Here is a 13,240-nt window from a genome sequence, read left to right as displayed (position 1 = left end):
CAATCTAATCCGCCAAGACAAGAATAGATACCAGTATAATTAGGCGCAAAACGCAAGTTGAAGAGACTTCCCACCATCATATAATTGATTGTACTTTAGCTTCAGCTGTTCTAACCAACAATGATCTTCAGGCTTTCCTTTTCCCTGCTAATCTTGAAGCAGCTTCTTCAACTTCTTTCTTTGCTTTTTGTAAAACATCCTCCAGACTTAGTAAAGCTGTTCCTTGCACTCGTATAATTTGATAATCCTCAATACCGAGGAAATTGAACATTGATTTCAAATATTTATTAGAGTATTCAACTTCTTCATACCAATCATCATTTGTATAAATTGATTCGCTAGCTTGTATGACAAGCATTCTTCGTCCATCATTAAGCAGACCCACTGACCCAGTGTCAGTATATTTAAATGTTTCACGTGCGATCATGATATTGTCCATGTAGTCTTTTAATTTTGATGGAATATTGAAATTATGCAATGGCAAAACGATGACATACGTTTTTGCACTTTTAAATTGTTTCAATACTTCTGTCATACGCTCCGTTACTTTTTGTTCATCGCTAGTCAGTTCATCGCCTTTTCCTGCCTTTTCCCATGCGCTTAAAACTGTTTTATCAATCATAGGCACTTCATCACTATACAAGTTAATCTGCTCAAGCTCTTCACTCTTTGGAATTAATTCTTTGTAAGTTTCCAAAAAGCGGTTCATTACCTGCAAACTGTATGATGATGCATCATCTACTTTCGGATGTGCGTTAATGATAAGTGTTTTGCTCATTTGAAATTCCCCCTTTCATCTTCTATTAAAGACTAATTCAATCGTCGATTAAATTAGTATTTAATATAAACCCTGCATTTTATTTTGTCAAATGAAACAAATAATATATCTAAAGAAGGGTTTTATGATTGACTATCACCAAAAATACTCCTAAGATACAATGTGGTTACCCACAAAAACAAAAGCAGGTGAGTTTCTATGCAGTATAGTGCTGGGGTTGAATATGCTTTACATTGCCTGGTTTATTTAATAGATGTTCCCTCCAAGAAAAGTGTCGGGATTCGGGACCTTGCAGAGTTCCAAGGACTTTCAGAATCATTTCTTTCAAAAGTTTTCGGTAAATTATCTAAAGCTGGTATTGTAAATTCTGTCCCAGGTGTAAAGGGAGGATATAGGTTAGCAAAATCCCCGGAAGATATTTCATTTTGGGATGTAATAGAGGCTGTTGAAGGACCAAAACCCATTTTTCAATGTAAAAATATTGTAAGCAATGGCCTGCTTTATCGAGACAAATGCAACTCCTGTGAATCCAGCAATTCTTCTTGTACAATTAACTTGGTAATGCTTGAAGCAGAAGAACAGATGCGTAAGTATCTTCGTAATAAAACGCTCGCATGGTTAAACAAGGAACTGGACGTAGTATTGCCTAAAAAAACAAGGACAGATACTCGGGAATACTTCATAAAAAAAAGCTCTGACTAAATTAATTAGTTTGAGCTTTTTTTGTGCCTTTAAGACAGCCTTTAATTCACAAGTCATATTTTGTTTTTTCGTTTTTCGATGATTGAATTTGTAAAATTAATGCTGTACCTATATAAGAAATCAATCTTGAGATAAATAAATCCAATTTATATCGTCAAATTCTTTAATAACATAATCTGATCCTATACTACGTAAAATTCTATTAAAGAAAATGATATCATCTTCATCATCGTAATCATATAAATCCTCTTGAACATATTCTTTGATAATAACATTCGTTAAATTTGTATTATTAACAAATTCGGAAAAGTAGGATCTTATAAAAGTTGAATCAGCTTCATATAATTTTTCATCATTAACAATTGAAATCTTAAAAACATTTAAAATCGCATTAATATCTTCTTCGTCCATATAACATAGTGGATTTTTTGTCTTCTTCTGTAAATGGCTTTCGAGTATCTTCAATTATTACGTAAGATAAAATGTTACTATCTTTCAGCACACGAAAAATTTCTAAATCACGTAGTTTTAAAGCTCTATTAAGTGATAGCATAATTTCCCCCTACTCAAATACTAACTTTTACGTTCTGTTACACCTACTAAGGCTGCTATTGTTATCACATATGTAGGCTATCATAATATATCAGTCCAACTATATTTAGAAACTTTTTTCGAGGAATAATTGAGTGAAGCATCATTATAAAAAGCAAACTGAATATATTTCCCACCATCATATACACGAATTAAGGTTTTATCTCTTTTGGCATCAACAGGTCCCTTCCTCTTTCACTTAAAGAGGTCTTATACTTCTTTATTACGTTATGAATCACCTCATGCATTCAGCAGAAGGATGAATGGAGATACCGGGAAGTACCCATTAGATTACAGACTTACAGTACAGAAACGCTTCACTTCAAGTTAATGGACACATTTGGTCACAATCATAAACACAAAAAAATACCAAATGTTTAAAACCCTTGGCATCATTGAGATGCGGCCGAGAGGACTTGAACCTCCACGGTTTATTCACCCACTAGGCCCTCAACCTAAGTAAAAACATATCATCGTTTACAAAAGCCTTTATTTAAAGCATCAGTTTATTTAATTCACACTGAATTTTATCATTTAACATTAATTCTGGGCAGAAATTGGGCAGCTCTATGCACTTATTCGATCCATCTTTTATTCGAAACTCCTTTCAAATATTATCTGCATACACTACGACTTTTCATCTGAATCCCTAAGCAAAGCTGCTGCACAATACAAAATTGTAACAATATTTAAATTAATTGTATTATGGCAGATCGAACATTTTTTGATAAAGTTAAAATGTAAAAAGGAACTTTATATCTAAAATTAAGGTTTAAGTTATATTGGTTTCAAACCAAAGCACATTCCTGCACATACAAAAAAATGAGTAGATACTATGTCTATTCATTCTTTATTTGTTGATCGCTAAAGGCAAAAGATATTTTTTTATTGATACCTTCACTAATCCAAATTATGCAAAAAAAAATTTAAATTTTTACGTATTTCACATATCAAAATAGGGATACTGTCCTTAAGTTGCTTATTAACAGAAAAGGAGCAATTAAAATGAAATATTCTCTGATTGGAATATCACTTTCACTTGTTTTTCTTTTAAATCCTTGGTCAAATCTCAAAGTTACTGCAACTTCAGACTTCGCTGTAGAAAATTTTTCAAGAAAAGATTTATCTTATTTAAAAGAACATGCAGATTTTCATGTTTTAGTACCTAAAGACACTTCTTCAAATTGGAAATTAACCATAAAAAATTATCTAAATCAAGACAAAAAAATAAGCATGACAAGACTTAATTATGAAGACCATGCTTACAGAAACTATGTGATGGTCGAAATTGCACAAAGCAAATTTAAAAATCAACCGTTACGTTATTCAGATGGAAAAAACGTTAAAAACGTTACTATTAATGGACAGAAAGGTATATTTGAAAGATGGGCTGATGGAACAAAAGGCGGCATTTTAAGATGGGTACAAAACGGAACCTATGTAGAAATGGATAGCTCTAACTTAAAGGATACTGAAATGGTTCAGTTAGCACAATCAATGAAATAAAAAAAGCCCATCTTTGGGCTTTTTATGTTTGCACTTGACCATCCACCGTGACATAATACCAACCTTGCATATCATTATTGTTATTTGACATCCAGGAAACGTGAGAGCTTACGCCTATAAGTAAGTGGGCAGTAACAGATAAATTTCTATAAACAAAAAAATACCAAGGGCGTCAAAACCCTTGGTATCATTGATGCGGCCGAGAGGACTTGAACCTCCACGGGTTATTCACCCGCAGGGCCCTTAAACTAAGCACTTTAGACTTCATAATAGCAAAACCATCTATATTCATAAAACTATTGCTCAGTTGTCAGCATGTTAAGTAAATTACGAATTTCCTTGTTATAACTTTTAATTTCTTCTTCATTACAACCGGTTTTATCAAATACTGCATTAGGAATCAATGTGACTTTTTCTTTAAACTCGTTCCCTTCAGTTGTTAACGTAATAATTACACTTCGCTCATCCTCTTTTGAACGCTCTCTTATAATAAGACCTCGCTCCTCAAGTCGTTTTAAAACTGGAGTTAATGTTCCGGAGTCCAGATATAATTCTTCGCCTAAACCTTTAACAGATATTTTTTCCTTCTCCCATAAAACAAGAAGAACCAAATACTGTGGATAAGTAATTCCTAATTCTTTTAAGAGAGGATGGTATAACTTTATCATTTCACGGGAAGCTGCGTAAATCGCAAAACATAGATGATTACTTAACAGTAATTTATCATTCTTCATGTTATATCCCTCACAATATTTATATTCATTATTACACATAATAGCACAAGAATTACATTAAGTAAAATTGAATGACTAACAATTTAATTAATCATAATTTATACAAAATCACAAAAAATCTATCACCAATAATATGATCTCCTATCAAGGATTTTAATCGCGAATTTATATTGTTAACAATTCAATTTTTAAAAATTTAATTGACAACCTTAATTTAATTGTTTAAAATTCAATTGTGTTAAATTTAATTTATAGGAGTGTTTGATGATGACAGTATATTTTACAGCAGAAGCTACAACAAAAGGTGGAAGAGAAGGTCATGTAAAATCTAATGATCTTATTATTGATTTGGATTTAGCTATGCCAAAACCAAATCAAGTATCCACTGCTACAAATCCAGAACAATTATTTGCGGCAGGCTATTCAGCTTGTTATGACAGTGCTCTTCATTTAGCAGCCCAAAGACAACGATTAAAAATCGAATCAGCTGTTACTGGTAAAGTAAGTTTATTAAAAGATGAAAGTGATAATGGTTATAAAATCGGAGTTGTTTTGGAGGTGGAAATTCAAGGGGTATCTCAAGAGCAAGCAGAAGAATTAACACATGCAGCTCATCAGGTATGTCCATATTCTAAAGCTACTCGCGGAAATATTGATGTACAAATCATTACAACAGCAATGTAAGACGAAAGATGCCAAGATCAATAGGTAATAGAATAAAAAAATTTGATTAAAACATATAGGTGACCAACCTTCAAATAAGGAGAGAGATCTATGTTGAAAAAAGTACAATTAGAAAAAGCAGCTCAAGAATTTGCAGAAGCAACCGCGAACCCACCTTATCTATTCGACCTTGGACCTGAGAAAGGACGAGAAGCTGTAGATGAGGTTCAATCTGACCCAATTGATAAACTGCCAGTTGATATTGAAGATATTATGATTTCAGGAGGACCGAGCGGACAGGTGTCAGTAAGAATAATGCGCCCACAGAAAGCGCCTGCGCACCTTCCTGTCATTGTGTACATTCATGGGGCCGGCTGGGTATTTGGTAATGAGCATACACATGATCGGCTCATCCGTGAACTAGCAGTTGGAGCACAAGCTGCTATTGTCTTTCCAAATTACACCTTATCTCCAGAAGCAAAATATCCCACAGCCATTGAAGAAATCTATGCAGTAGTGAAGTGGGCAGCTGAAAATGGCCGTGAGAACGGCATGAATCCAGAGAGTCTAACAATTGCAGGTGATAGTGTTGGAGGCAATATGACTGCTGCTGTCACGCTAATGGCCAAAGCACGAGGTGACTTGAATATCCGACAACAATTACTTTTCTATCCGGTAACAGACGCTTCTTTCGATACGGAATCCTATCACCAGTTTGCTACAGGATACTTTTTACGCAAGGACGCGATGATGTGGTTTTGGGATCAGTACACAACCAATTCGAACGAGCGTGCTGAGATTACAGCATCACCTCTGCGTGCAACTACTGAGCAACTTCAAGGGCTTCCACCTGCATTGATTATCACAGCTGAAGCTGATGTACTTCGTGACGAGGGAGAAGCATATGCCAATAAACTTCGTGAAGCTGGTGTTCCGGTCACTGCCGTACGTTTCCAAGGTATCATTCACGACTTCGTGATGCTCAACGCCTTAGCTAAAACTGAAGCCGCGCGCGGAGCAATTGATCTTGCCACAACCTGGCTGCGTAAAGGGTTTTAATGAATCTATTGTTTCGTCACATAGAGACTGCTGCAAATAAATAAAAAACAAACAGATCCACTCAAATAATTGAGTGGATCGTATATTGATTCAATACCTTATCGCAAATATATTCACGTGGGAATAACGGAACTTACTTTAGGTAAGTGCCAGTTTACGGGCAGCAGATCATTTAAAAATAAGCACAAAAAAATACCAAGGATCTCTATAATCCTTGGTATCATTGATGCGGCCGAGAGGACTTGAACCTCCACGGGTTATTCACCCACTAGGCCCTCAACCTAGCGCGTCTGCCATTCCGCCACGACCGCGTGCTATGAAGCTGTCTTTCCACTAAGCATGTAAGCTAGTGAATCATGATCAGCACTTTGAAAATAAAGTGCGGGTGAAGGGACTCGAACCCCCACGTCGTAAGACACTAGATCCTAAGTCTAGCGCGTCTGCCAATTCCGCCACACCCGCGTGACAAGTGGTGAGCCATGAAGGACTCGAACCTTCGACCCTCTGATTAAAAGTCAGATGCTCTACCAACTGAGCTAATGGCTCGCTCTAAAAGTGATTAAAAATTTTAAAATAAAATGGCTGGGCTAGCTGGATTCGAACCAACGCATGACGGAGTCAAAGTCCGTTGCCTTACCGCTTGGCTATAGCCCAACGAAGGTAAATGGTGACCCGTACGGGATTCGAACCCGTGTTACCGCCGTGAAAGGGCGGTGTCTTAACCGCTTGACCAACGGGCCGTCTGGTTGAGAACTTATCTGGCGGAGAAGGAGGGATTTGAACCCTCGCGCCGCTTACGCGACCTACACCCTTAGCAGGGGCGCCTCTTCAGCCACTTGAGTACTTCTCCATAATGGCTCCACAGGCAGGATTCGAACCTGCGACCGATCGGTTAACAGCCGATAGCTCTACCACTGAGCTACTGTGGAATGATCAGACTTTCTTCATTATAAATGATGCGACATATTGTGTCAAGAAGCAACATTTATTTTTTTGAGAAAGTATCGCTGTCTCTCAACGACTTTTATAATTTAACATAGATCACCGAAATGAGTCAAGCCTTTTTAAAAAATTCTTTTGATTTTTCCTCTGCACTTTCCGCAGGCATATCTTTCCGGATTCATTGCCCGTTTCTTTATATACTGTTGGCCGCAAGCCGTGCATCTATACATATATGTTTTCTTTTCTGTCTTTTTTGTTTGCAGCGGCGTGCAGAATCTCGGCGCGCCGACTTTCTGAAGCAGCTCTCTGAAGTCTTTGTCTCTGTGCTTGTACCCTTTTCCTTCAAGATGAAGGTGATAATGGCACAGCTCGTGTTTAATGATGCCTTCGAGCTCACTCTGGCCGTGTTCGAGCAGATATTTGCGGTTTAATTCGATGTTATGGGAAGACAGCATGTACCGGCCTCCTGTCGTTTTCAGCCGGTCATTGAAAAAGGCCCGGTGGCGGAACGGCTTTCCGAAATCTTGTGCAGAGATGTCTTCCGTCAGCTTTTGAAGTTGTTCGTTATCCATAAGTGCACCCCGCTTTAAAAACATTGAACGGGACAATTCACCGTTCGCATACAATGTGTTAAAACCGCCCTCTAACTAAAAGCTGAGGAGGAATGAGCCATGCCGAATTGGCTGATGAAACAAATGCAAAAAGCGTTTTTAGAAAAGGACAATTACCAAATCAAACTGCTGAACCAGTGCTGGTACTTCTACAGAAAAAAACACTGCTCGTAAGCAGTGCTTTTATTTTACCATAGACAGCGACACTCTGCCTTTTTGCACGTCCACCCCTTCGACCCATACGGTGACGATGTCTCCGACCGATACGACGTCAAGAGGATGTTTGACGAATTGATTGCTCAGTTTTGAGATGTGCACAAGCCCGTCTTGCTTGACGCCGATATCGACGAAAGCGCCGAAGTCTACGACGTTGCGGACGGTGCCCTGCAATTCCATTCCTTCCTTTAAATCCTCAAGCTGCAGAACGTCTTTTTTCAGCAAAGGTTTCGGCACTTCGTCACGAGGATCGCGCTCCGGCCTTGTCAGCTGCCCGCAAATATCCGCAAGCGTAATGTCCCCTATTCCTAGCTCTTCTGCCGTTTCAGACAGCGGAAGTGCGCTGATTTTCTCTTTTACGTCTGCGCTTCCGATCTGATCTGCTGTGAGATGAAGTTTTTTGAGCAGCGCCTTTGTCTCTTTATAGCTTTCCGGGTGTATCCCGGTGCGGTCGAGCGGTTCCTGTCCTTCGGGCACTCTCAAAAAGCCGATGCATTGTTCATATGTTTTTGCACCGAGGCGCGGGATTTCTTTCAGCTCTTTGCGATTTGTGAATTTGCCGAGTTCTTCCCTTTTTTTGACGATGTTGCCGGCAACGGTTTTGGATAACCCGGCTACATATTGAAGCAGCGCTGCTGATGCTGTATTGACATTTACCCCGACTTGGTTGACGACGGTCTCTACGACAAAACGGAGAGATTCGTTTAAGTGCTTTTGGCTGACATCATGCTGGTATTGCCCGACGCCGACGGATTTAGGATCAATTTTCACAAGTTCGGCCAGCGGGTCCTGCAATCTCCGCGCGATGGAGACGGCGCTCCGCTCTTCGACCTGAAAATCCGGAAATTCCTCACGGGCGATTTCTGACGCAGAGTACACGCTTGCCCCTGCCTCATTGACGATAACATAATAGATGTCCCGCTCTGTTTCTTTTAACACATCAACGATGAATTGCTCTGTCTCTCTTGATGCCGTGCCGTTTCCGATCGCCACGACCTCGACTTCGTAACGGTTCAGCAATTGTTTGATTTTTTTCTGGGCTTCGGCTGTCTTTTTGACGGGAGCGTGCGGATAAATAACGTCGATTTTCAGCACTTTTCCCGTCTCGTCAACGACTGCCAGTTTGCATCCCGTACGGAAAGCCGGATCGACGCCGAGCACGACTTTCCCCTTCATCGGCGGCTGCAGCAGGAGCTTACGCAGGTTTTCAGCGAAAATATGGATCGCCTGCGCGTCTGCTTTTTCTGACAGCTCTTTGCGGATGTCACGCTCAATAGCCGGCTGGATCAGGCGTTTGTACCCGTCCTCAATGGCTTCTTTCAGCGTTTCTTTCACAGGCGTTTCACGATGTTTGATGATTTGCTTTTCTAAATAAGCTTTCAACTGATCGGCGGGCGGTTCGATCGCAATCTTTAAAATGCCTTCTTTTTCACCGCGGTTCATCGCAAGCACTCTGTGAGGAACGACTTTTTGGATCGGCTCTTCGTATTCATAATACATTTCATAGACGTTTTTCTCGTCATCTGCGGCTGACTTGCCTGCCGTGGATGTGAGAATTCCTTTTTTATACGTTTCCTGGCGGATCCACTTTCTAAAATGAGGATCATCCGAGATTTGTTCGGCTATGATGTGCTTCGCGCCTTCAATGGCTTCTTCTCTTGTAGCGACTTCTTTCTCTTCACTGATATATTGATCAGCGATTTCATGGAGCCGGTTTTCTTTCGGGAGAGAAAGAATATAGTCCGCAAGCGGCTCAAGCCCTTTGCTTTTGGCGACGGTCGCTTTTGTTTTCCGTTTTTGTTTGAAGGGACGGTATAAATCCTCGACTTCCTGAAGTTTGGCCGCTTGTTCGATTTTTTGTTTCAGTCCGTCCGTCAGCTTGTCCTGTTCGGCGATCAATCTGATGACTTCTTCTTTCCGCTGCGTCAGGTTTTGTATGTATTGCCACCGCTCGGAGATTGCCTGAATCTGCACCTCGTCCATTGAGCCTGTCTGTTCTTTTCGGTACCGCGCAATAAACGGAACGGTATTGCCGTCTTCAAGCAGGCGGATGACACTTTCGACATTTTTTTGGGATAAAGCTGTTTCTTCAGCAATTTGTTTTTTCAAAAGGGCTAACGTTTCCATATCACAAAAGCCTCCATCTCTTCATTCTTTCTCTAGTGTATCAAAAAACGGCGGAACATAAAAAAAGCAGCCTTACGATAAAAGCTGCCCGAGAATATAGGTCAAATCATCACGTCTGGATGTTGTGTACGGATGAAGTGATTTTGATATAACTTCTATTGAGTGTCCCTGCTTTAAGCAGGTGCGGATATGCGGAACCTCCAGCCCATCTGTATAGATGATGAATGTTGCCCCTTTTTCATATGATGAGGTATACGTTTTGTACTTCTGCGGTTTGCCTGAAAGGTAGCCCGAAATCGGCAGCGGATGAAAGACTTCGCCTGATGGGGAATGCAGAAAGAAACGGACGTTCCCGATCGAACAGTATGTCAGTTCCCTTTTGGTGAAATTGAATTTTAAGATGGAGGCAGTCGCCCCTCTTTTGTTTCTCATCGCTTGATTGCAGCGCTCAATGATGCTTTCCACATCCTCATCTGCATACGTCTTTACGATGTCTTTAATGGCTGACGAAGATTCGTTGGCAAGAGATCCGCTGCCGAGACCGTCCGCTACCGCGCAGACTAATTCCTCTTCATTCGCCTTTATAAAAAAGCTGTCGCCGCATATGGACTTGCCTTCTTTATTTAATTGGTATACAAGAGTTTGCACATGTTCATTTTCTTCAACCTGAATCATTACATTAGCTCCATGGAGGGATCTCCAATCAAGGCCTCTCTCAGTTTTTTCACCGCTTTCCGCTGCAGGCGCGAGACGTGCATTTGAGATATTCCGAGAATGTCCCCTGTTTCTTTTTGGCTTTTATTTTGCACAAAAGTTAGATCGATAATTTGTTTTTCGCGGTCGGACAGCACATGAAGCACGCTTTTGATCATCATCTGCTGGTTGACGCGTTCGTATCCTTCCTCCTGCGAACCGACGATATCAAGAATCGTGACGGTGCTTCCGTCCGCATCCGCTTCGATGCTGTGATCGACAGACAGCGCCTGATAGCTTTTTCCCATCTCCATCGTTTCCAGCACTTCCTCTTCTGATACATCGAGAAAGGCCGCGATTTCTTCGACTTTCGGCGACCGCTGTGTCTCTGTCGTCAGCTGATCCACCGCCATTTTTATGCGGGGGCCGAGTTCTTTAATCCGTCTCGGAACATGTACGCTCCATGTTTTATCTCTGAGGAAGCGTTTGATCTCACCAATGATGGTCGGGATTGCAAATGCTTCAAAGGATTTGCCGACCTCGGGATCATACCGTTTAATGGCACCGAGAAGCCCGATCATCCCGACCTGGCGGAGATCTTCGTGAAAGCTTTTTCCTTTTGAATATTTCTTTGCCAGCATTTCGACGAGATTGGTATACACCTCGACAAGTGTTTCCTGGGCTTCTTTATTATCATGTATTTGAAAGTCGAGTATGAGCCGATCAACTTCATCTTTAGTTAGTTTCGTAGTTTTTGATGGTTGTGCCATGATCAACTCGCTCCCCATTTAAATACTTTGTCATCGCAACGGTTACGCCAGAGTTGCTTTGAACTTTGACTTCATCCATGAGCGTTTCCATTAAATATAGACCGAGCCCTCCTTCTGACAATTGATCGACTGTGTGCGAAGGTGTGTACGGCCCGAGATCCTGCTGCTTTTGATCAAAATCAAAGCTGTCTCCCTGATCGGCGACAATGACCTCCAGCCGATCCTCAAACACACCGAACCGCACGGATACTTCTCCCTTATTCTCATCTTTGTATGCATGCTGGACAGCGTTTGTACAAGCTTCACTGACAGCGATTTTCAAATCTACAATGTCATCATAGGTATAGCCCATTCTGCTGGCCACACCTGATAACGTAAGCCTGACGATTCCTACATATTCCGGTTCGGCCGGAATTTTCATCTCTATATAATCAACTGATGTACTCATTGCACGCCACCTTCTGACTTTGCCGAAATATCGATGATGTCCTTAAGCCCCGTAATTTCAAACAGACGGACGAGCCTTTCGGAAAGATTCTCAAGCTTCAAAGAACCGCCTTCCTTGCTCACCGTTTTAAACACGCCTACAAAAATGCCTAAACCCGTACTGTCCATATAGTTCACATCTTTTAAGCAGATTCTCATGTTTTTCCCCTCGTTAGCCAGGGGCATCAGCTTTTCACGAACCACCGGAGCTGAGTATACATCAATTTCTCCGGCGATATTGATTTGTATATCTGAAAGATTTTCCTTCATATCTACTGTTAAATTCATCGTATCACCTCTGAAAGTTATCCTTACTCGTGCTAATGGCTTTTTACCCGTGCTGCCGTTTTTCTAAACCTTTCTTTTCAGAACAATTAACGTAAAATCGTCATGAAGCTGAAAATCCTGGAGTCTCAGCAGGCTGTCGTAAATATTTTTGACCATATCCTGCGCGGAGCAGTCCATATGTTCTTCCAGCATGCGCTGAATGTCGCCGCGCTCCAGGAAACCGTTTTCGGTACGGCATTCGGTGACGCCGTCAGAAAAAAGAACGATCATGTCTCCTTCGTCCAGGTGCTGTTCATATTGGCTGTAATCAAAATCCTGAGAAATTCCGAGCACCAATCCTTTTGCCTCCAGGTCATTAAACTTTTTTTCTTTTTCAGAGTAGTAGAAGCCCGGTTCATGCCCCGCAGAAGCATAGGTAAATTGGTGGCTTTTCATATTGTAGTTTGCGTAAAACATGGTGATAAACATGCTTGAATCCACGTTCTGTTCTACAACGCGGTTAAGATTTTTCAGCACTTGGGAGGGGTGAATGCCGATCTCCGGAAGAGAGTCCATGGCATACTTAATCATCGACATGCACAATGCGGCGGGTATTCCTTTTCCAATGACATCGGCTATCGCGATGTTAATCGATTCCTTGTCTTTGACAAAGTGATAATAGTCCCCGCTCATCTGTTTGGCGGGAACGCTGATCGCCCCGATATCCAGCTCTTCTTCCTCAGGAATTTTTGTGCCGAGCAGCGTCTGCTGAACATTTGCGGCAATTTCAATTTCTGAACGAATCTCCTGCTGGATATCTCTCAGACTTTGGTGCTCCTGATAAGCCATCCCGTAACCAATCATGACTTCTATTAAAAAATCCAGCGAATGAAAAACATCTTCCGGCAGATCCGGATAAAGTTCTTTTACTACTTTCCGGTGGATGCTGATAATTTCCTCCGGGGGAACTTGATGTTCAATCGTTTTTCGGCTGAATTTTTGTGCTTGATATAAAGATGTTTCTGTTAATTCGGCTATATAACGGCTAAGCAGCTGATGGTACCGCTGCTCTATAACCTCCCTGAAATCCACGTT

14 protein-coding genes, 7 tRNA genes and 1 pseudogene are annotated in these 13,240 nt (G+C 41.0%); 5 read left to right on the top strand and 17 right to left on the bottom strand.

All coding sequences use genetic code 11. The annotated features are described in order from the left end of the window. Nucleotides 1-127: 127 nt before the first annotated feature. On the bottom strand, nucleotides 128-778 hold the full coding sequence (locus ACW5MY_RS02565; protein ID WP_013351107.1) for an FMN-dependent NADH-azoreductase: 651 nt from the start codon (nucleotides 776-778) through the stop codon (nucleotides 128-130). Between the two features lie 198 nt (nucleotides 779-976). Between ACW5MY_RS02565 and ACW5MY_RS02560 the strand changes: the two genes are divergently transcribed. Next, nucleotides 977-1,480, top strand: coding sequence for an RrF2 family transcriptional regulator (locus ACW5MY_RS02560; protein ID WP_013351106.1), 504 nt, complete (start codon nucleotides 977-979; stop codon nucleotides 1,478-1,480). A gap of 120 nt (nucleotides 1,481-1,600) precedes the next feature. Here the strand turns inward: ACW5MY_RS02560 and ACW5MY_RS02555 are convergent. Then, nucleotides 1,601-2,033: pseudogene (locus tag ACW5MY_RS02555) on the bottom strand (terpene synthase). 1,043 nt (nucleotides 2,034-3,076) lie between these two features. Here ACW5MY_RS02555 and ACW5MY_RS02550 point away from each other — a divergent pair. Then, nucleotides 3,077-3,577 carry a DUF4367 domain-containing protein gene (locus ACW5MY_RS02550; protein ID WP_014469792.1) on the top strand — a complete coding sequence of 167 codons (501 nt, stop codon included), beginning with the start codon at nucleotides 3,077-3,079 and terminating at the stop codon, nucleotides 3,575-3,577. 296 nt (nucleotides 3,578-3,873) lie between these two features. On the opposite strand, the gene ACW5MY_RS02545 is transcribed toward ACW5MY_RS02550, so the two are convergent. Beyond that, nucleotides 3,874-4,311 carry a MarR family winged helix-turn-helix transcriptional regulator gene (locus ACW5MY_RS02545; protein WP_014469791.1) on the bottom strand — a complete coding sequence of 146 codons (438 nt, stop codon included), beginning with the start codon at nucleotides 4,309-4,311 and terminating at the stop codon, nucleotides 3,874-3,876. 264 nt (nucleotides 4,312-4,575) lie between these two features. On the opposite strand from ACW5MY_RS02545, the gene ACW5MY_RS02540 reads away from it, so the two are divergent. Then, the gene (locus ACW5MY_RS02540; RefSeq protein WP_014471462.1) at nucleotides 4,576-4,995 is read left to right on the top strand and encodes an organic hydroperoxide resistance protein; all 420 of its coding nucleotides are present in this window, start codon (nucleotides 4,576-4,578) and stop codon (nucleotides 4,993-4,995) included. A 90-nt stretch (nucleotides 4,996-5,085) separates the two neighbouring features. Continuing rightward, the gene (locus tag ACW5MY_RS02535) at nucleotides 5,086-6,033 is read left to right on the top strand and encodes an alpha/beta hydrolase (RefSeq protein WP_462061661.1); all 948 of its coding nucleotides are present in this window, start codon (nucleotides 5,086-5,088) and stop codon (nucleotides 6,031-6,033) included. 227 nt (nucleotides 6,034-6,260) lie between these two features. On the opposite strand, the gene ACW5MY_RS02530 is transcribed toward ACW5MY_RS02535, so the two are convergent. From ACW5MY_RS02530 to ACW5MY_RS02495, 8 genes are all read right to left on the bottom strand, one after another. Further along, nucleotides 6,261-6,344, bottom strand: a tRNA-Leu gene (locus tag ACW5MY_RS02530). A gap of 69 nt (nucleotides 6,345-6,413) precedes the next feature. Then, nucleotides 6,414-6,495, bottom strand: a tRNA-Leu gene (locus tag ACW5MY_RS02525). 8 nt (nucleotides 6,496-6,503) lie between these two features. Next, a tRNA-Lys gene (locus ACW5MY_RS02520) sits at nucleotides 6,504-6,579 on the bottom strand. 33 nt (nucleotides 6,580-6,612) lie between these two features. Beyond that, nucleotides 6,613-6,687 (bottom strand) — tRNA-Gln (locus ACW5MY_RS02515). Between the two features lie 11 nt (nucleotides 6,688-6,698). Then, a tRNA-Glu gene (locus tag ACW5MY_RS02510) sits at nucleotides 6,699-6,773 on the bottom strand. A gap of 19 nt (nucleotides 6,774-6,792) precedes the next feature. Beyond that, nucleotides 6,793-6,883, bottom strand: a tRNA-Ser gene (locus tag ACW5MY_RS02505). A gap of 4 nt (nucleotides 6,884-6,887) precedes the next feature. After that, nucleotides 6,888-6,962, bottom strand: a tRNA-Asn gene (locus tag ACW5MY_RS02500). Nucleotides 6,963-7,097: 135 nt separating this feature from the next. After that, nucleotides 7,098-7,547, bottom strand: a complete 450-nt coding sequence (locus ACW5MY_RS02495) for a SprT family protein (RefSeq protein ID WP_013351104.1) — start codon at nucleotides 7,545-7,547, stop codon at nucleotides 7,098-7,100. Nucleotides 7,548-7,646: 99 nt separating this feature from the next. Here ACW5MY_RS02495 and cmpA point away from each other — a divergent pair, with 99 nt between their 5' ends. After that, nucleotides 7,647-7,760, top strand: a complete 114-nt coding sequence (gene cmpA, locus ACW5MY_RS02490; RefSeq protein ID WP_003156164.1) for a cortex morphogenetic protein CmpA — start codon at nucleotides 7,647-7,649, stop codon at nucleotides 7,758-7,760. Nucleotides 7,761-7,769: 9 nt separating this feature from the next. Here cmpA and ACW5MY_RS02485 read toward each other — a convergent pair whose 3' ends face one another. The 6 genes from ACW5MY_RS02485 to ACW5MY_RS02460 form a co-directional block, all read right to left on the bottom strand. Then, entirely contained in the window at nucleotides 7,770-9,929 is a 2,160-nt protein-coding gene (locus ACW5MY_RS02485; RefSeq protein ID WP_014469788.1) for a Tex family protein, read from the bottom strand. A gap of 72 nt (nucleotides 9,930-10,001) precedes the next feature. Beyond that, complete coding sequence (locus ACW5MY_RS02480; RefSeq protein ID WP_013351102.1) at nucleotides 10,002-10,604, bottom strand: PP2C family serine/threonine-protein phosphatase; 603 nt, start codon at nucleotides 10,602-10,604, stop codon at nucleotides 10,002-10,004. Continuing rightward, nucleotides 10,604-11,392, bottom strand: coding sequence for an RNA polymerase sigma factor SigB (gene sigB, locus ACW5MY_RS02475; protein ID WP_013351101.1), 789 nt, complete (start codon nucleotides 11,390-11,392; stop codon nucleotides 10,604-10,606). Before sigB ends, ACW5MY_RS02480 begins: the two co-directional genes overlap by 1 nt. Further along, complete coding sequence (rsbW, locus tag ACW5MY_RS02470; protein WP_013351100.1) at nucleotides 11,358-11,840, bottom strand: anti-sigma B factor RsbW; 483 nt, start codon at nucleotides 11,838-11,840, stop codon at nucleotides 11,358-11,360. Before rsbW ends, sigB begins: the two co-directional genes overlap by 35 nt. Beyond that, complete coding sequence (locus ACW5MY_RS02465; protein ID WP_014469786.1) at nucleotides 11,837-12,166, bottom strand: anti-sigma factor antagonist; 330 nt, start codon at nucleotides 12,164-12,166, stop codon at nucleotides 11,837-11,839. Before ACW5MY_RS02465 ends, rsbW begins: the two co-directional genes overlap by 4 nt. 63 nt (nucleotides 12,167-12,229) lie before the next feature. Next, entirely contained in the window at nucleotides 12,230-13,237 is a 1,008-nt protein-coding gene (locus ACW5MY_RS02460; RefSeq protein WP_013351098.1) for a PP2C family protein-serine/threonine phosphatase, read from the bottom strand. Nucleotides 13,238-13,240: the final 3 nt, after the last annotated feature.

Source organism: Bacillus sp. Bwzl_19, assembly GCF_054900515.1.
Note: the sequence above shows the minus strand (reverse complement) of the source record. Positions and strands in the feature narration are given on the sequence as shown.